Here is a 17,400-nt window from a genome sequence, read left to right as displayed (position 1 = left end):
GCACCGGCCGACAGCGGCCTGCCGGGGGCGCCTGCCACCACTGGGACCCACATGACCGCGCCGCCCAAAGGCTGGATCGACACCGCGCGCGGCTGGTTCGCGCTGCCTGCGGACGACCTGCTGCGCGATCTGGCCTACCGGCGGCTGTTCATGTCGATCCTGATGTCGTCGTTCGGCGGCCAGATCACGATGCTGGCGCTGCCCCTGACGGCCGCGCTGCTGTTGCAGGCCTCGCCCACGCAGATGGGCCTGCTCACGGCGATGGAGATCCTGCCCTTCGTGCTGTTCTCGCTGCCGTCCGGCGTGTGGCTCGACCGCGTGCGCAAGCTGCCGGTGTACGTGGCCGGCGAACTCGGCCTGGCCGCCGCCGTGATGAGCGTGCCGGTGGCCTGGTCGCTGGACCTGCTGAGCATGCCCTGGCTGTACGCGGTGGGCTTCTGCATCGGCATGGTCAACACCACCTCGGGCAGCGCGGCGCAGATCGTGCTGACCCAGGTGGTGCCGCGGGCGCGCCTGGTGGAGGCCCATGCCAAGAACACGCTGGCGAGTTCGTCGTCCGAGGTGGCCGGGCCCGGCCTGGCCGGCGTGCTGGTCAAGCTGATGGGGGCGCCGATGACGCTGCTGCTCGACGCCCTGATGCTGGTGCTGTCGGCGGCCATCCTGCGTGGCATCCGCGTCGACGAGGTGCGGCCGCCGCAGGCCGATCGCGACTTCTGGCGTGACCTGCGCGAGGGCGTGCAATTCGTGCGCAGCCAGCGGTTGCTGGTGGCGCTGGCGCTCACCGTCGGCGGCTGGCAGTTCTGCCACAACGCGGCGCTGGTGGTGCAGATCCTGCACGCGACGCGCACGCTGGGCTTGTCCGAGCAGGTGGTGGGCTTGTGCTACGTCGGCCTCGGCCTGGGCTCGATCGCGGCCAGCCTGCTCGGCCACCGCATCAGCCAGCGGCTCGGGTCGGGTCCGACCCTGGTGCTGGGCATCGCCGTGTGCGGCGTCGGTTGGCTGGCGCCGGGCCTGCTGCCGGCAGGCGCCTGGGGCGTGGCTGCCTTCGCGGCCATGCTGTTGCTGTTCGGCCTGGGCGCGGTGCTGGTGTTCATCAACTTCCTGTCGCTGCGCCAGGCGGTCACGCCCGAGCCCTTGCTGGGCCGCATGACCAGCACCATGCGCTGGCTGATCCTGATCCCTGCCGGGCCTGGCGCGTTGTTCGGCGGCTGGCTGGGCGAGCGGGCCGGGCTGCCAGCGACGCTGATGTTCTCGGGCGTGGCCGGCTTGCTGCTCGCGGCGGCAGCCTGGCGCAGCGATGTGATCCGCAGCGTGCGCCAGTTGCCGCAGGCGGCGCAGCAGGTGTCCTGACGGTTCGGCGCCCCGTTGGGGCAAGCCGGTGCAGCCTCAGAGGCTGAGAGGAATTCGAGCGTGCCCGAGCGACGCCCCCAGACGTGCCCGATCTAGGCGCAAAGCACAGCCATAGCTCGGGCTATGGCGAGCATTTGCAACGACGAGTGGGTGCGTTTGGGGGTGGTGAGCGGGCATGATCGAAAAACTCTCAGACTCTCAGCCCACGGCCGGCGAGAAGCGGTCCACCGCGTCGGTGATGAGGCCGTCGATGCCCAGCGCCAGCAGTCGATCTGCCTCGGACGTGTCGTTCACGGTATAGACCAGCCCGCGCATCCCGGCGCCGTGCACCTGGGCCAGCAGCGCGGCGTCCATCAGCACGTGCTTCGTCACCACGGCCACGCAACCGAGCGATCGCGCCATCTCGAACCAGCCGGTCCACAGCGTGTCGAGCAGCAAGGCCCGCGGCAGCGCCGGCGCCGCGTCGCGCGCGCCGAGCAGCGATTCGGGGCGGAACGAGCTGAGCAGCGGCGGCACCCGGTCGCCGGCCCACAGCCGGGCGGCGTGTTCGGCCACCACCTGCCCGGTGGTCTCCTCGAGCTCGGGGGTGGGCTTGATCTCGATGTTCAGCGCGTGGCCGTTGCGCCGCACGAAGGCCGCGATCGCCGCCAGCGTGGGCAGCGGTTCGCCGGCAAAGCTGCGGCTGTGCCAGCTGCCGGCGTCGTACTGCGCCAGCTGGCCCCAGGGCAGGTCGCCGGCACTGCCCTGGCCGTCGGTGGTGCGTTCGAGCGTGCTGTCGTGCAGCAGGAAGGGCACCTCGTCGGCGGACAGCTTGACGTCGCACTCGAAAGCGCGCCAGCCCAGCGACGCACCCAGCCGGAAGGCGGCCAGCGTGTTCTCAGGCGCCAGCTTGCCGGCGCCGCGGTGGGCGATCCAGCGGGGGTAGGGCCAGGGGGTCATCGTGTCCATGTCGGCACCCATGCGTGTCGGGCCGTCCGCTTGGGCGACCGCCTCATTCCACGCGGCGCCCGGTGGCCTTGTCGAACCAGTGCAGGTGGTCGGCCGAGGCCTGCAGCCGCACGGTGTCGCCCAGGCGGGGCGGCGTGCGCGTGCCCTCGATGCGCACGGTGAACAGCCCCGGGCCCAGGCGGCAGTGCACCAGGCGCTCGGCGCCGAGCATCTCGACCATCTCGACCGTGGCGCTCCAGGCACCATCGGGGCCCAGCGCGGTGTGCTCGGGCCGCACCCCCAGCACCAGCTCGCCGGTGCGCGGGCTGGGGGCCGGCAACTGCAGCACCTGGCCTTCAGCCTCGAAGCGCAGGCCCTCGGCACGGCCGGGCAGCAGGTTCATCGGCGGCGAGCCGATGAAGCCGGCCACGAAGGTGCTGGCCGGCCGCGCGTACACCGCCTCGGGCGTGCCGATCTGCTCCATCACGCCGCCGTTCATCACGATCATGCGCTGCGCCAGCGTCATCGCCTCGACCTGGTCGTGGGTGACGAAGAGCGAGGTGACGCCCAGCTCGGCATGCAGCTTCTGGATCTCGAGCCGCGTCTGCGCGCGCAGCTTGGCGTCGAGGTTGGACAAGGGTTCGTCGAACAGGAACACCTGCGGCTGACGCACGATGGCACGGCCCATCGCCACGCGCTGCCGCTGCCCGCCCGACAGCTGCCGCGGCGTGCGGTCGAGCAGCGCGCCCAGTTCGAGGATCTTTGCGGCCTTCTGCACCCGCACCTCGATCTCGGCCTTGGGCACCTTGGCGATCTTCAGCCCGTAGGCCATGTTGTCGAACACGCTCATGTGCGGGTACAGCGCGTAGTTCTGGAACACCATCGCGATGTCGCGCTCGGACGGCTCGAGCCGGTTGACCACGCGCCCGCCGATGGCGATCTCGCCGCCGGTGATGTCCTCCAGCCCGGCCACCATGCGCAGCAGCGTGCTCTTGCCGCAGCCCGAGGGCCCGACGATGACGACGAACTCGCCGTCGGCGATCTCGGCGTCCACGCCGTGGATCACCTTGTTGGCCTTCGGTCCGCGGCCGTAGGTCTTCTCGACCCCGCGCAATGAAATGGAACCCATGGTGTGCGTCTACTTTTCGGTGTCGACCAGGCCCTTGACGAACCACTTCTGCATCAGCAGCACCACCAGCGCGGGCGGGATCATCGCCAGCATCGCGGTGGCCATCACGGCGTTCCACTCGGTGGCTGCGTCGCCGCCGGAGATCATGCGCTTGATGCCCATCACCACCGGGTACATGTCCTCGTTGGTGGTGACGAGCAGCGGCCACAGGTACTGGTTCCAGCCGTAGATGAACTGGATGACGAACAGCGCCGCGATCGAGGTGCGCGACAGCGGCAGCAGCACGTCCTTGAAGAAGCGCATCGGGCCGGCGCCGTCGATGCGGGCGGCCTCGACCAGTTCGTCGGGCACGGTGAGGAAGAACTGGCGGAACAGGAAGGTGGCCGTGGCGCTGGCGATCAACGGCACCGTCAGCCCGGCATAGGTGTTGAGCAGGCCGAGGTCGGACACCACCTTGTAGGTGGGCAGGATGCGCACCTCCACCGGCAGCATCAGGGTGATGAAGATCATCCAGAACACCAGGCCGCGCCCCGGGAAGCGGAAGTACACCACCGCGAAGGCCGAGAGCAGCGAGATGGCGATCTTGCCGATCGCGATGACCAACGCGCTGACCAGGCTGACCATCAGCATCGGCCCGGCCGGCGGCAGCTTGCTGCCGTACTGGGTCTGGCCGCCGAACAGCGCCAACCGGTAGCTCTCGACCATGTTGTTGCCCGGCAGCAGCGACATCGGCACGTTCTGCACGATCTGCTCGGCCGTCTGCGTGCTGGCAACGAAGGTGATGTACACCGGGAACGCGACGATCAGCACGCCGAGGATCAGCGTCAGGTGCGCGAGCACGGTGGCAACGGGTCGGTTCTCGATCATCGTGGCGGTACCCGGCTCAGTAGTGGACGCGCTTCTCGACGTAGCGGAACTGCACCACCGTCAGCGCCACGAGGATGGCCATCAGCACCACCGACTGCGCCGCCGAGCCGCCCAGGTCCATGGCCTTGAAGGCGTCGAAGTAGACCTTGTAGACCAGGATCGCGGTGTCCTTGCCCGGCCCGCCCGAGGTGGCGGCATCGATGATGGCGAAGGTGTCGATGAAGACGTAGATGATGTTGATCACCAGCAGGAAGAAGGTGGTCGGTGTGAGCAGCGGGAACTGCACTGTCCAGAACCGGCGCCAGGGCCCGGCACCGTCGATGGCGGCGGCCTCGATCAGGCTCTTCGGGATGCTCTGCAGGCCGGCCAGGAAGAACAGGAAGTTGTAGGAGATCTGCTTCCACACCGCGGCCATCACGATCAGGATCATCGCGTGCGTGCCGTTGAGCAGGTGGTTCCAGTCCAGGCCCATCGAGCGCAGGGCATAGCTGACCACGCCGATCGACGGCGCGAACATGAACAGCCACAGCACGCCGGCCACGGCCGGCGCCACCGCATAGGGCCAGATCAGCAGGGTCTTGTAGAAGGCCGAGCCCTTGACCACCCGGTCGGCCATCACGGCCAGCAGCAGCGACAGCGTCAGGCCCAGTGCCGCCACGGCCACCGAGAACACCGCGGTGGTCTTGAACGACGCCAGGTAGGTCTCGTCGGCCCACAGGGCTTCGAAATTCTCGAGGCCGACGAACTGCGTGCTGGTGCCGAAGGCGTCCTGCTGCAGCACGCTCTGGTACAGCGCCTGGCCGGCTGGCCAGAAGAAGAACACCAGCACGATGGCCATCTGCGGTGCGATCAGCACCCAGGGCAGCCACCAGCTCTTGAACAGGACGCGCTTTTCGACTGTCAACGCTTCGATCTTCTGGCAGGACCCCGTGCCGCAGGGCGGCAGGGGGTCGGGGGGAGGTTCCGTTCCGGTGGCCCGTGGCCACCGGGTCCGTCAGGACTTGTTGGCCTTCTGGAACTTCTCGAGTTCGGCGTCGCCGCGGCGCTTGGCGTCTTCCAGGCCCTGCTTGGCGGACTTCTTGCCCGACCAGATCTGCTCGAACTCCTCGTCGATGATGGTGCGGATCTGCAGGAAGTTGCCCAGCCGCACGCCACGCGACTTGTCGGTGGTCTTGCGGATCATCTGGGTGACGCTGACGTCGGTGCCGGGGTTGGCCTTGTAGAACCCGGCCTTCTCGGTGATGCCGAAGGCCTCGGTCGTGATCGGCAGGTAGCCGGTGTCCTGGTGGCTCTTGGCCTGCACCTGCGGGTCGGACAGGTACTTGAAGAACAGCGCCACGCCCTTGGTCTCGTCGGCCTTCTTGCCCGACATGGCCCACAGGCTGGCGCCGCCGATGACGGTGTTTTGCGGCGCGCCGGCCACGTCGGGGTAGAAGGGTAGGGCGCCGATGCCGCCCTGGAACTTGGCATTGCGCTTGACCGCGCCGTACAGCGCCGACGAGCCAGTGGTCATCGCGCATTCACCCGAGACGAAGGTGGCGTCGGCCGAGTTGTTGCGGCCCTTGTAGACGAACAGGCCCTGCTGCGCCATGTTGGCCAAGTTCTCGATGTGGCGCACGTGCAGTGGCGTGGTGATGGCCAGGCGCGTGTCCAGGCCGTTGAAGCCGTTGCGCTTGGTGGCGAACTCGACGTTGTGCCAGGCGCTGAAGCTCTCGAGCTGCGTCCAGCTCTGCCAGCTGGTGGTGAAGGGGCACTTGTGGCCGCTGGCCTTCAGCTTGGCGGCGGCCAGCGCCACCTCGGGCCAGGTCTTGGGCGGTGCGCTGGGGTCCAGGCCCGCGGCCTTGAAGGCGTCCTTGTTGTAGTGGAAGACGGTGGTCGAGCTGTTGAACGGCAGGCTCAGCAACTGGCCGTTGGGCGCCGTGTAGTAGCCAGACACCGCCGGCACGTACACGCTGGGGTCGAACTTGACGCCGCCGATCTTCATCACCTCGGTCACCGGCACGATGGCGCCCTTGCTGGCCATCATGTTGGCGGTGCCGACCTCGAACACCTGAATGATGTGCGGCGCGTTGCCGGCGCGGAAGGCGGCCACGCCGGCGGTCAGCGTCTCGGGGTAGGTGCCCTTGAACACCGGCACCACCTTGTAATCCTTCTGGCTGGCGTTGAACCCGGCGGCCAGGCCGTTGACCCACTCGCCGAGCTGCCCGCTCATCGCGTGCCACCACTGGATCTCGGTCTGGGCATGCGCCGGCAGGGTGAGGGTGAGCGCGGCCAGGGCGGCCAGGGCGGTCGAGCGAATCTTCATGGAATCTCCTTGGGGTCCGCCAGTGTGCGGCGGTTTCATGACATCACCGTTTCTGTCACACGGGGTTGACCAGGGGCAACGGGATTAACCCCGCCAGCGGCACAGGGCGCACCCTGAGGGAGATGCTGCGCTGCGATAAAATCGCGGTTCACGTGCCGAGACAGGCCACTCCGAGCCACCACCGAGTGCCACTGGCCGCCCCGGGCGGTCTGACCCTCCCGACGGGGCCGCGCCCGGCCAGGGGCAACCCGGCGGACACCCCCAGACCCGGCGCCCCACGCCCGAACGGCCCGAATGAACGCACCGCATCCCCTTTCCCAGACGGCACTCACCGAATCGCCCGACGCGGCCGACGCGCCGCCGCCGCGCCTGCGCGAGATCCCGTACAACTACACCTCGTTCTCCGATCGCGAGATCGTGCGTCGCCTGCTGGGCGAGCGCGCCTGGGAGGTGCTGCTGCGGCTGCGCAGCGAACGTCGCACCGGCCGCTCCGCGCGCATGCTGTACGAGGTGCTGGGCGACATCTGGGTGGTGCAACGCAACCCCTACCTCGAAGACGACCTGCTCGACAACCCCAAGCGCCGCCAGCTGCTGATCGAGGCGCTGGACCACCGCCTGGGCGAGGTCGAACGCCGCCGCACGCCCGATGCCGATGCCGCGCGCGACGTCCATGTCGGCGAGCTGCTCGAGCTCGCCCGCGGCGCCGTGCAACGCTTTGCCGCCCGCTTCGCCACCGTGGCCGAACTGCGCCAGCGCGCCCGCAAGACGCTGGGCCGGCACACCGCCAAGGACAACATCAAGTTCGACGGCCTGTCGCGCGTGTCGCACGTCACCGACGCCACCGACTGGCGCGTCGAGGTGCCCTTCGTCGTGCTCACGCCCGACACCGAGGCCGAGATGGCCGGCCTGGTGGGCGCCTGCGTCGAACTGGGGCTGACGATCATCCCGCGCGGCGGCGGCACCGGCTACACCGGCGGCGCCGTGCCGCTGACGTGGAAGAGCGCGGTCATCAACACCGAAAAGCTCGAGCAGATGACCGAGGTCGAGAAGGTCGACCTGCCCGGCCTCGACCAGCCGGTGGCCACCATCTGGACCGGCGCCGGCGTCGTCACCCAGCGCGTGGCCGACGCGGCCGAGCGTGCGGGCTATGTCTTCGCCGTCGACCCCACCTCGGCCGAGGCCTCGTGCATCGGCGGCAACATCGCGATGAACGCCGGCGGCAAGAAGGCCGTGCTGTGGGGCACCGCGCTGGACAACCTGGCCAGTTGGCGCATGGTCACCCCCGACGCCAAGTGGCTGGAGGTGGTGCGACTGAACCACAACCTGGGCAAGATCCACGACGTGGCCACCGCCAGCTTCGAGTTGCGCTGGTTCGACGCCAGCGGCCGCAAGCTCGAGCGCACCGAGCGGCTCGACATCCCCGGCAGCGTCTTCCGCAAGGCCGGCCTGGGCAAGGACGTGACCGACAAGTTCCTCGCCGGCCTGCCCGGCGTGCAGAAGGAGGGCTGCGACGGCCTGATCACCAGCGCGCGCTGGATTGTCCACCGCATGCCCAAGCACGTGCGCACGGTGTGCCTCGAGTTCTTCGGCAACCCGCGCGAGGCCGTGCCGGCGATCGTCGAGATCAAGGACTTCCTGTTCGAAGACCAGAAGAAGGGCGGCGCCATCCTGGCCGGCCTCGAGCACCTGGACGACCGCTACCTGCGCGCGGTGGGCTACGCCACCAAGAGCAAGCGCGGCGGCCTGCCGAAGATGGTGCTGTTCGGCGACATCGTCGGCGACGACGAGGCGGTGGTGGCCCGTGCCACCAGCGAGGTGGTGCGCATCGCGAATGCCCGGTCGGGCGAGGGCTTCATCGCCGTCAGCGCCGACGCGCGCAAGAAGTTCTGGCTCGATCGCAAGCGCACGGCGGCCATCGCGCGCCACACCAACGCCTTCAAGGTGAACGAGGACGTGGTCATCCCGCTCGACCGCATGGGCGAGTACACGCTGGGCATCGAGCGCATCAACATCGAGCTGTCGCTGCGCAACAAGCTCGAGCTGCTCGACCGGCTGGAGGCCTTGTTCGTGCACGGCCCGCTGCCGCTGGGCACCTCGGACGATGCCAGCGAGATCCCCAGCGCCGAGATGTTCGAGGACCGCGTGCAGCAGGCCCTGGGCGTGGTGCGCGAGGTGCGCGGCCAGTGGCAGCACTGGCTCACCCACCTGGACACCGTGCCGGCGCCGGGCGGCGCGAGCTTCACGACGCGGCGCAGCTTCTTCGAGCAGTTGCAGGACCATTCGCTGCGCGCCTCCTGGAAGACGCAGGTGCTGGCCGAACTGCGCGGCCTGTTCGCCGGCAACGCCTTCGCGCCGGTGCTGGCGGCCTGCCAGGCGCTGCACGGCGAGGTGCTGCACGGCCGCACCTGGGTGGCCCTGCACATGCATGCCGGCGACGGCAACGTGCACACCAACATCCCGGTCAACTCCGACAACTACGAGATGCTGCAGACCGCCCACGAGGCGGTGGGCCGCATCATGGCGCTGGCCCGCAGCCTGGGCGGCGTGATCAGCGGCGAGCACGGCATCGGCATCACCAAGCTCGAGTTCCTCACCGACGCCGAGATCGGCAACTTCGCCGACTACAAGGCCCGCATCGACCCCGAGGGCCGCTTCAACAAGGGCAAGCTGCTGCGTGGCGACGCGCTGCAGCGCCTGGGCGCCGACGTGCACGCCGCCGACCTGAGCCATGCCTACACGCCCAGCTTCGGGCTGATGGGCCATGAGTCGCTCATCATGCAGCAGAGCGACATCGGCGCCATCAGCGACAGCATCAAGGACTGCCTGCGCTGCGGCAAGTGCAAGCCGGTGTGCGCCACCCACGTGCCGCGCGCCAACCTGCTGTACAGCCCGCGCAACAAGATCCTGGCCACCTCGCTGCTGATCGAGGCCTTCCTGTACGAGGAGCAAACCCGCCGCGGCATCAGCCTGGCGCACTGGGAAGAGTTCGAGGACGTGGCCGACCACTGCACGGTTTGCCACAAGTGCCTGTCGCCGTGCCCGGTGAAGATCGACTTCGGCGATGTCTCGATGGCCATGCGCAACCTGCTGCGCAAGATGGGCCAGAAGAGCTTCCGGCCCGGCAATGCCGCAGCCATGCTGATGCTCAACGCCACCAGCCCGAACACCATCAAGCTGGTGCGCTCGGCGATGGTGGGCGTGGGCTTCAAGGCCCAGCGCTTCGCGCACGACGTGCTGAAGCTGGCCGCGCGCCGACAGACCAGCGCGCCGCCGGCCAGCGTGGGCACGGCCCCGCTGAAGGAGCAGGTGATCCACTTCATCAACAAGAAGCTGCCCGGCGGGCTGCCCACGCGCACGGCGCGCGCGCTGCTCGACATCGAGGACAAGAACTATGTCCCGATCATCCGCGACCCCCAGGCCACCACGCCCGACACCGAGGCGGTGTTCTACTTCCCGGGCTGCGGCTCCGAGCGGCTGTTCAGCCAGGTCGGCCTGGCCACCCAGGCCATGCTGTGGCATGCCGGCGTGCAGACCGTGCTGCCGCCCGGCTACCTGTGCTGCGGCTACCCGCAGCGGGGCAGCGGCCAGTTCGACAAGGCCGAGAAGCTGATCACCGACAACCGGGTGCTGTTCCACCGCGTGGCCAACACGCTGAACTACCTGGACATCAAGACCGTGGTGGTCAGCTGCGGCACCTGCTTCGACCAGCTGCAGGGCTACAAGTTCGAGGAGATCTTCCCGGGCTGCCGCATCGTCGACATCCACGAGTACCTGCTCGAAAAAGGCATCACGCTGCAGGGCAATACCTCGGCCTACCTGTACCACGACCCCTGCCACAGCCCGATGAAGCAGCAGGAGCCGATGAAGACCGTCAAGGCCCTGGTCGGCAACAGCGTCGAGAAGAGCGACCGCTGCTGCGGCGAGAGCGGCACGCTGGGCGTGTCGCGGCCCGACATCTCCACCCAGATCCGCTTCCGCAAGGAAGAAGAGCTGCGCAAGGGCGAGGCCTCGCTGCGCCAGCAGGGCCTGGTGGCGCCGCAGCAGAACGTGAAGATCCTCACGTCCTGCCCGAGCTGCCTGCAGGGGCTGTCGCGCTACCAGGGCGACATGGCCACCGGCCTGCTGGAGGCCGACTACATCGTCGTCGAAATGGCCCGCCACCTCCTCGGCGAGCAGTGGCTGCCCGAGTACGTGGCGCGTGCCAATGCCGGTGGCATCGAAAGGGTGCTGGTGTAGCGGCCTACACTTGCCGAACCAACCTTCGCCACCTCCCGTCACGCAACGCCCGCCATGGCCCAGACCACCACACCCAATCCCACCGCGCTGACGCTGCACCAGACCACCCGCGTGCTCGAGATCGGCTTCGACACCGGCGAGGTCTTCCGGCTGCCTTTCGAATTCCTGCGGGTGTACTCGCCCTCGGCCGAGGTGCAGGGCCACGGCCCGGGCCAGGAGGTGCTGCAGACCGGCAAGCGCGAGGTCGGCATCGACGCGTTGCAGGCGGTCGGCCACTACGCCGTGCAGCCCACGTTCAGCGACGGCCACGACACCGGCATCTTCAGCTGGGACTACCTCTACCGCCTCGGCCGCGAGCAGGACGAGCGCTGGCAGCGCTACCTCGAGCGCCTGACCGAGGCCGGCGCCGACCGCGACGCCCCGATGAAGCCGGCGGGTGGTGCTGGCGGTGGTGCCGGCGGTGGTGCCGGCGGTGGCGGCTCGTGCGGCCACCACGGCCACTGATCTGCGGAGACTCCCCATGGCCCAGACCCACTTCGGCTACGAGACCGTCGACGAGGCCGAGAAGGCCCGCAAGGTGCGCGGCGTGTTCGACTCCGTCGCCAAGCGCTACGACCTGATGAACGACCTGATGTCGCTCGGCATGCACCGCGCCTGGAAGGCCTATGCGGTGGCGCTGGCCGGCATCCGCCCCGGCGACAAGGTGCTCGACATCGCCGGGGGCACCGGCGACATGGCGCGGGCCTTCGCGCGCAAGGCCGGCGCCGACGGCACCGTGGTGCACACCGACATCAACGAAACCATGCTGCGCACCGGGCGCGACCGCATGCTCGATGAAGGCCTGAGCCTGCCCACCGTCACCTGCGACGCCGAACGCCTGCCGTTCCGGGCCGATCTGTTCGACGTGGCCTGTGTGTCGTTCGGCCTGCGCAACATGACCCGCAAGGACCAGGCCCTGGCCGAGATGTGCCGCGTGCTGCGTCCCGGCGGCCGGCTGCTGGTGCTCGAGTTCAGCAAGGTGGCCGAACCGCTGCGCAAGCCTTACGACTGGTATTCGTTCAACCTGCTGCCCAAGATCGGCAAGTGGGTGGCCAAGGACGAGGACAGTTACCGCTACCTGGCCGAGTCGATCCGCATGCACCCCGACCAGGCCGAACTCAAGGCCATGATGAAGCGCGCCGGATTCGGTCACGTCGACGTGCACAACCTCACGGCCGGCGTCGTCGCCCTGCACGTCGGCATCAAGTGCTGAGCCTGCAGCCGGTCGCCGGCGCAGCGCGGATCGGCCGCAGACCCCCGGTTCCGGCGCGTGCGCATTGCACGGCGCCGCGCCGCACGCAGCCCGGACGGCCCTCGGGCCGGGCCTGAAGCGCCTTTTGCGCCGATCTTCACCTTTACACTTCGCGGGCGCGTTTTCGGCGGCAGAGCCTCGCCGCGCCGCCACCGCACATCCGGCCGTCCGGCCGCTGGTTTGGAGCCCGAACCCACCATGATCGCAGCACACCTCCGTTCCCTGTCCCTGCGCACGGCCGTCGTTGCCGTGTCGGCCGCCGTCGTCCTGCTCGCAGGCTGCGGCGACAAGAAGGACAAGGCCGCGACCCAGACGGCGGCCAAGGTGAACAAGGAAGAGATCACCGTCCACCAGATCAACTTCGTGCTGCAGCAGCAGCGCAACCTCCGGCCCGACCAGACCGAGCCCGCCAGCCGCCAGATCCTGGAGCGGCTCATCGACCAGCAGCTCGCGCTGCAGAAGGCCGACGACATGAAGCTCGACCGCGACCCCCGCGTGGTGCAGCAGATCGAGTACGCCAAGCGCGAGATCCTGGCCCGGTCCTACTTCGAGAAGGTGGGGGAGGGCGCACCCAAGCCCACGGCCGAAGAGATCAAGAAGTACTACGACGAGAAGCCGGCCCTGTTCAAGGAACGCCGCGTCTACACCATCCAGGAAATCAGCATCGAGGCCAAGGCCGACCAGGTGCCAGCACTGCGCGACAAGCTCACCGCGTCCAAGAACATCGCCGAGTTCATCGAGTACCTCAAGGCCAACGACTTCCGCTTCGCCGGCAACCAGGCCGTGCGCGCGGCCGAGCAACTGCCGCTGCAGAGCCTGGAGAACTTCGCCCGCATGAAGGACGGCCAGGCCGCCATCGTGCCCGCCACCAACGGCATCCAGGTGGTGGTGCTGGCCAGCTCGCGCAGCCAGCCCGTCACCGAGGAGCAGGCCAGGCCGGCGATCGAGCAGTTCCTGCTCAATGAGCGCAAGCGCAAGCTGATCGACGAGGACGTCAAGTCCCTGCGCGGCGCGGCCAAGATCGAATACGTCGGCAAGTTCGTCCCCGGCGCCGGCGGAAGTGCCTCGGCACCGGCCGCCGCAGCGCCGTCCGCCTCGAGCCCTGCCGAACCCATGCCTGCGGCCGAGCCCGCCCCGGCCGCCAGCACCGCCCTGAGCGGCGACGACATCACCAAGGGCATGGGTCTCAAGAAATGAGTGGATTTGCCCACCCACTGCTGCGCGCGGTCCTGACGCTGGCCTGCGTGGTGCTCGCCCTGGCCGCCGCGCCCGCCCGGGGGCAATCCGCCGTCGCCTCGGCCCCGGCCGAGTACCGGCTCGGCGCCGGCGACGTGGTGCGCGTGGTCGTCTACCAGAATCCCGATCTGACGCTGGAAACCCGCATCACCGAGGCCGGCGTGGTGAGCTACCCGCTGCTGGGTTCGGTGCGCCTGGGCGGCCAGACCGTCACCGCCGCCGAGAAGCTCATCGCCGACGGCCTGCGCAACGGCAACTTCGTCAAGCAGCCCCAGGTCACCATCGTCGTGGTGCAGGTGCGCGGCAACCAGGTCAGCGTGCTCGGCCAGGTCAACCGCCCCGGCCGCTACCCGATCGAGGTGGCCGACATGCGCTTGTCCGATCTGCTGGCCACCGCCGGCGGCATCGCCCAGGGCGGTGCCGACACCGTGGTGCTCACCGGCGTGCGCCAGGGCCAGCCCTATCGGCTGGTGGTCGATCTGCCGACCCTGTTCACGGCGGCCGGTCGCGCCAACGACGTGCTCGTGCTCAACGGCGACACCGTGTGGGTCGATCGCCAGGCCATCGTCTACATCTACGGCGAGGTGCAGCGCCCCGGGCCGATGCGGCTCGAGCGCGACATGACCGTGATGCAGGCCCTGGCCACCGGCGGCGGCCTCACCCAGCGCGGCACCGAAAAGGGCATCCGGGTGCACCGCAAGGCAGCCGACGGCGGCAAGGTGCAGGTGCTGCAGCCGACGATGGACGACAAGGTGCAGGACGGCGACGTCGTCTACGTGCGCGAGAGCCTCTTCTGAGCCCCGACCCACCGGACGCATCCGCATGACCTTCTCCCAGTTCCTGTCGATCCTGGCAGCCCGCAAGTGGATCGGCCTGCTGATCTTCCTGCTGACCGTCGGCGCCACGCTCGGCGTCAGCCTGATGCTGCCCAAGCAGTACTCGGCCACGGCCTCGCTGGTCATCGACGTCAAGCCCGATCCGATCGCCGGCGTGATGTACCCGGGCCAGCTGGCGCCGGCCTACCTGCAGACCCAGGTCGACATCCTGCAGAGTGACCGGGTCGCCCAGCGCGTGGTGCGCAACCTCAAGCTGGCCGACAACCCCCAGGTGCGCCAGCAGTGGCTCGAGTCGGGTGGCGAAGGCACGATCGACCAGTGGCTGTCGTCGTCGTTCCAGAAGGCGCTGGACGCCAAGCCCTCGCGCGAGTCCAACCTGATCACCGTGGCCTTCCGTGGCCAGGATCCGAAGTTCGCCGCCGCGCTGGCCAATGCCTTCGTGCAGGCTTACCTCGACACCGCCGTCGAGATGCGGGTCGACCCGGCCAAGCAGGTGGCCAATTTCTTCGACGCGCGGTCCAAGTCGGCGCGCGAGGCGCTCGAGGCGTCGCAGGCCAAGCTGTCGGCCTTCCAGCGCGAGAACGGCCTGCTGGCCACCGACGAACGGCTCGACGTTGAAACCTCGCGCATGAACGAGCTGTCGGCGCAACTGGTCACCATGCAGTCGGCCTCGGCCGATTCGCGCAGCCGGCAGACGCAGGCGCAGGCCGGCGCGTCCGACCGCATGCAGGAGGTGCTGGGCAACACCGTGCTGTCCTCGTACAAGGTCGATCTGTCGCGCCTCGAGGCCAAGCTGCAGGAGCTGCTCTCGCGCTACGGCGACAACCACCCGCAGGTCATCGAGACGCGGGCCAACATCAACGAACTGCGCGCGCGCCTCGAAAGCGAAACCCGGCGTGTCACCGGCGGCGTCACGGTCAGCAACTCCATCAACAAGCAGCGCGAAGGCGAGATCCGCTCGGCCGTCGACGCCCAGCGGGCCAAGCTGCTCAAGCTGAAGGCGGTGCGGGACGAAGGCGCGGTGCTGATGCGCGAGGTCGAGAACGCGCAGCGCACCTACGACACCATGCTCACGCGCCTGAACCAGACCAGCAACGAAAGCCTCACCACGCAGGGCAACGCCTACGTGCTGTCGCAGGCCTCGCCGCCGCTGCAGCCGTCGTCGCCCAAGGTGGTGCTGAACACCACGCTGTCGGCGCTGGTCGGCCTGCTGCTGGCGCTGGGCGCGATCATGGCGATGGAGTTCGTCGACCGCCGCATCCGCACACCCGACGACCTGCCCGAGGCCCTGGGCCTGCCGGTGCTCGGCGTGATGCCGCGGCCGGGCAGTTCGCGCCTGAGCCTGACGCGCAACAAGCCCGCCCTGATGCAGCAGCGCATCGTCGGCCAGTTGCCGGGCAGGAGCACCTGATGGCCTCCCTCCGCGAAACCACCAACCTGTCGACAGCAGACACGCAGTTCTCCGACGCCGAGCTGCCGCACGAGGTGCGCGACCGCTCCATCGGCGACATCATCGGCGAGCTGCGCAATCTCAGCGCCGCCGATGTCGAGCGCATCCTGGCGCACCAGCGCGAGCGTGGCATCCGCTTCGGCGAGGCCGCTGTCTCGCTGGGCCTGGCCAGCAACGACGACGTGCTGTACGCGCTGGCTCAGCAGTTCCACTACCCCTACGAGCCCGAGGCGCGCCGCAAGCTCAGCGCCGAACTGGTGGCCTTGAGCCAGCCGTTCTCGGTGCAGGCCGAAGCGCTGCGGGCCATGCGCAGCCAGATCATCATGCGCATGGGCCTGGAGGGCGAGGCCCGCCGCGCCCTGGCGGTGGTCAGCCCCGAGTCCGGCGACGGCAAGACCTATCTGTCCGCCAACCTGGCCATCGGCCTGGCGCAACTGGGTGGACGCACGCTGCTGATCGACGCCGACATGCGCGGGCCGCGGCAGCACCAGCTGTTCCATCTGTCGAACAAGGCGGGCCTGTCGGGCATCCTGTCGGGCCGGCAGGAATCCAAGGTCATCCAGCCGGTGGCCGACGTGCCGTCGTTGTTCGTCCTGCCGGTCGGCATCACGCCGCCGAATCCGCTCGAGCTCATCGAGCGGCCCGCCTTCGGCCTGCTGATCCGCGAGCTGTGCGGCAAGTTCGACCACGTGGTGGTCGACACGCCCGCCGCCCAGTACGGCGCCGATGCCACGGTGATCGCGTCGCGCTGCGGCTCGGCGCTGGTGGTGGCGCGCAAGAACCGCTCGCGGGTGCGCGCCCTGCAGGACCTGGTCGGCACGCTGGCCGACGGTCCCTCGAAGCTGGCCGGCGTCATCCTGAACGAGTTCTGATCCCGCGCGCGGTCGGCCCCCATGAAGTTCGAGCTGTCCGCCTGGCGATCGGGTGATTCCGCATTGCCCGCGCTGCTGGTGCTGGCCGTCGGCTTACTGGTGGCCTTCGTGCCGGTCGTCGGGCAGCTGGCCCGGCAGGTCTGGAACACCGACGAGCAGGGCCACGGCCCGATCATCTTCGGGGTGGTGCTGTGGCTGGCCTGGCGCCGCCGCGACAGCCTGGCCGCCTCGGCGCGCGAGGCGCAGCCGGCCTCTTGGGACGGCTGGCTGGTGCTGGTGGCAGGGCTGCTCATCTACCTGGTCGGGCGGCTGCAGAACATCCTGATGTTCCAGGTCTTCGCGCTGATCCCGCTGCTGTCCGGCGGCATCGCCGTCACCTTCGGCTGGAAGACCGCGCGGCTGCTGGCCTTTCCGATCTTCTTCATCCTGTTCGCGGTGCCGCTGCCCGGTCCGGTGGTGGACATGCTCACCCAGCCGCTCAAGCAGGGCGTGTCCTGGGTGGCCGAGCACCTGCTGTACTCGGCCGGCTACCCGGTCGCGCGCAGCGGCGTGATCCTCAGCGTCGGGCCCTACCAGCTGCTGGTGGCCGACGCCTGCGCCGGCCTGAACTCGATGTTCTCGCTCGAGGCGCTGGGGCTGCTGTACATGAACATCGTGGGCCACACCTCGCGCTGGCGCAACATCGCGCTGGCCATCCTGATCATCCCGGTCTCGTTCTGCTCGAACATCGTCCGCGTGATGATCCTGGTGCTGGTCACCTACTACTTCGGCGACGAGGCCGGCCAGGGCTTCGTGCACGACTTCGCCGGCATGGTGCTGTTCATCGTCGCGCTCACGCTGATGATGCTGGTCGATTCGGTGCTCGACATCGTGTTCGGCACGCGCAAGAAGCGATGAGCAG

At 68.9% G+C, this 17,400-nt stretch carries 14 protein-coding genes; 9 read left to right on the top strand and 5 right to left on the bottom strand.

All coding sequences use genetic code 11. The annotated features are described in order from the left end of the window. Window positions 1-51 precede the first annotated feature (51 nt). Window positions 52-1,350 carry an MFS transporter gene (locus EOINJALH_RS24000; protein ID WP_088284904.1) on the top strand — a complete coding sequence of 433 codons (1,299 nt, stop codon included), beginning with the start codon at window positions 52-54 and terminating at the stop codon, window positions 1,348-1,350. Between the two features lie 198 nt (window positions 1,351-1,548). Here EOINJALH_RS24000 and ugpQ read toward each other — a convergent pair whose 3' ends face one another. The 5 genes from ugpQ to ugpB form a co-directional block, all read right to left on the bottom strand. After that, window positions 1,549-2,298, bottom strand: a complete 750-nt coding sequence (gene ugpQ, locus EOINJALH_RS23995; protein ID WP_088285132.1) for a glycerophosphodiester phosphodiesterase — start codon at window positions 2,296-2,298, stop codon at window positions 1,549-1,551. A 43-nt stretch (window positions 2,299-2,341) separates the two neighbouring features. After that, window positions 2,342-3,406 (bottom strand): sn-glycerol-3-phosphate import ATP-binding protein UgpC, encoded by a 1,065-nt coding sequence (locus EOINJALH_RS23990; RefSeq protein WP_088284902.1) that lies wholly within the window; start codon window positions 3,404-3,406, stop codon window positions 2,342-2,344. A 9-nt stretch (window positions 3,407-3,415) separates the two neighbouring features. Further along, a complete protein-coding gene (gene ugpE, locus EOINJALH_RS23985) occupies window positions 3,416-4,273 on the bottom strand; it encodes a sn-glycerol-3-phosphate ABC transporter permease UgpE (protein ID WP_088284900.1) in 858 nt (285 codons plus the stop codon). Between the two features lie 16 nt (window positions 4,274-4,289). After that, complete coding sequence (gene ugpA, locus EOINJALH_RS23980; protein ID WP_088284898.1) at window positions 4,290-5,177, bottom strand: sn-glycerol-3-phosphate ABC transporter permease UgpA; 888 nt, start codon at window positions 5,175-5,177, stop codon at window positions 4,290-4,292. A gap of 90 nt (window positions 5,178-5,267) precedes the next feature. Next, window positions 5,268-6,578 carry a sn-glycerol-3-phosphate ABC transporter substrate-binding protein UgpB gene (ugpB, locus tag EOINJALH_RS23975; RefSeq protein ID WP_088284896.1) on the bottom strand — a complete coding sequence of 437 codons (1,311 nt, stop codon included), beginning with the start codon at window positions 6,576-6,578 and terminating at the stop codon, window positions 5,268-5,270. A 294-nt stretch (window positions 6,579-6,872) separates the two neighbouring features. On the opposite strand from ugpB, the gene EOINJALH_RS23970 reads away from it, so the two are divergent. The 8 genes from EOINJALH_RS23970 (at window position 6,873) to xrtB (ending at window position 17,396) form a co-directional block, all read left to right on the top strand. After that, window positions 6,873-10,814 (top strand): DUF3683 domain-containing protein, encoded by a 3,942-nt coding sequence (locus EOINJALH_RS23970; protein WP_088284894.1) that lies wholly within the window; start codon window positions 6,873-6,875, stop codon window positions 10,812-10,814. Window positions 10,815-10,868: 54 nt separating this feature from the next. Then, entirely contained in the window at window positions 10,869-11,318 is a 450-nt protein-coding gene (locus tag EOINJALH_RS23965) for a gamma-butyrobetaine hydroxylase-like domain-containing protein (protein ID WP_088284892.1), read from the top strand. A gap of 16 nt (window positions 11,319-11,334) precedes the next feature. Further along, the gene (gene ubiE / locus EOINJALH_RS23960; protein ID WP_088285130.1) at window positions 11,335-12,066 is read left to right on the top strand and encodes a bifunctional demethylmenaquinone methyltransferase/2-methoxy-6-polyprenyl-1,4-benzoquinol methylase UbiE; all 732 of its coding nucleotides are present in this window, start codon (window positions 11,335-11,337) and stop codon (window positions 12,064-12,066) included. A 237-nt stretch (window positions 12,067-12,303) separates the two neighbouring features. Continuing rightward, on the top strand, window positions 12,304-13,302 hold the full coding sequence (locus EOINJALH_RS23955; protein WP_088284890.1) for an EpsD family peptidyl-prolyl cis-trans isomerase: 999 nt from the start codon (window positions 12,304-12,306) through the stop codon (window positions 13,300-13,302). Then, the gene (gene epsE / locus EOINJALH_RS23950; protein WP_088284888.1) at window positions 13,299-14,138 is read left to right on the top strand and encodes a polysaccharide export protein EpsE; all 840 of its coding nucleotides are present in this window, start codon (window positions 13,299-13,301) and stop codon (window positions 14,136-14,138) included. The genes EOINJALH_RS23955 and epsE overlap by 4 nt, the downstream gene beginning before the upstream one ends. 25 nt (window positions 14,139-14,163) lie before the next feature. Further along, window positions 14,164-15,588: a chain length determinant protein EpsF gene (gene epsF / locus EOINJALH_RS23945; RefSeq protein ID WP_088284886.1), complete on the top strand. Its 1,425-nt coding sequence runs from the start codon at window positions 14,164-14,166 to the stop codon at window positions 15,586-15,588. Further along, the gene (locus tag EOINJALH_RS23940) at window positions 15,588-16,499 is read left to right on the top strand and encodes a polysaccharide biosynthesis tyrosine autokinase (RefSeq protein WP_088284884.1); all 912 of its coding nucleotides are present in this window, start codon (window positions 15,588-15,590) and stop codon (window positions 16,497-16,499) included. Before epsF ends, EOINJALH_RS23940 begins: the two co-directional genes overlap by 1 nt. Window positions 16,500-16,520: 21 nt before the next feature. Continuing rightward, on the top strand, window positions 16,521-17,396 hold the full coding sequence (gene xrtB / locus EOINJALH_RS23935) for an exosortase B (protein ID WP_088284882.1): 876 nt from the start codon (window positions 16,521-16,523) through the stop codon (window positions 17,394-17,396). Window positions 17,397-17,400: the final 4 nt, after the last annotated feature.

The organism is Ideonella sp. A 288 (assembly GCF_002198735.1).
Lineage (GTDB): Bacteria > Pseudomonadota > Gammaproteobacteria > Burkholderiales > Burkholderiaceae_C > Pseudaquabacterium.
Note: the sequence above shows the minus strand (reverse complement) of the source record. Positions and strands in the feature narration are given on the sequence as shown.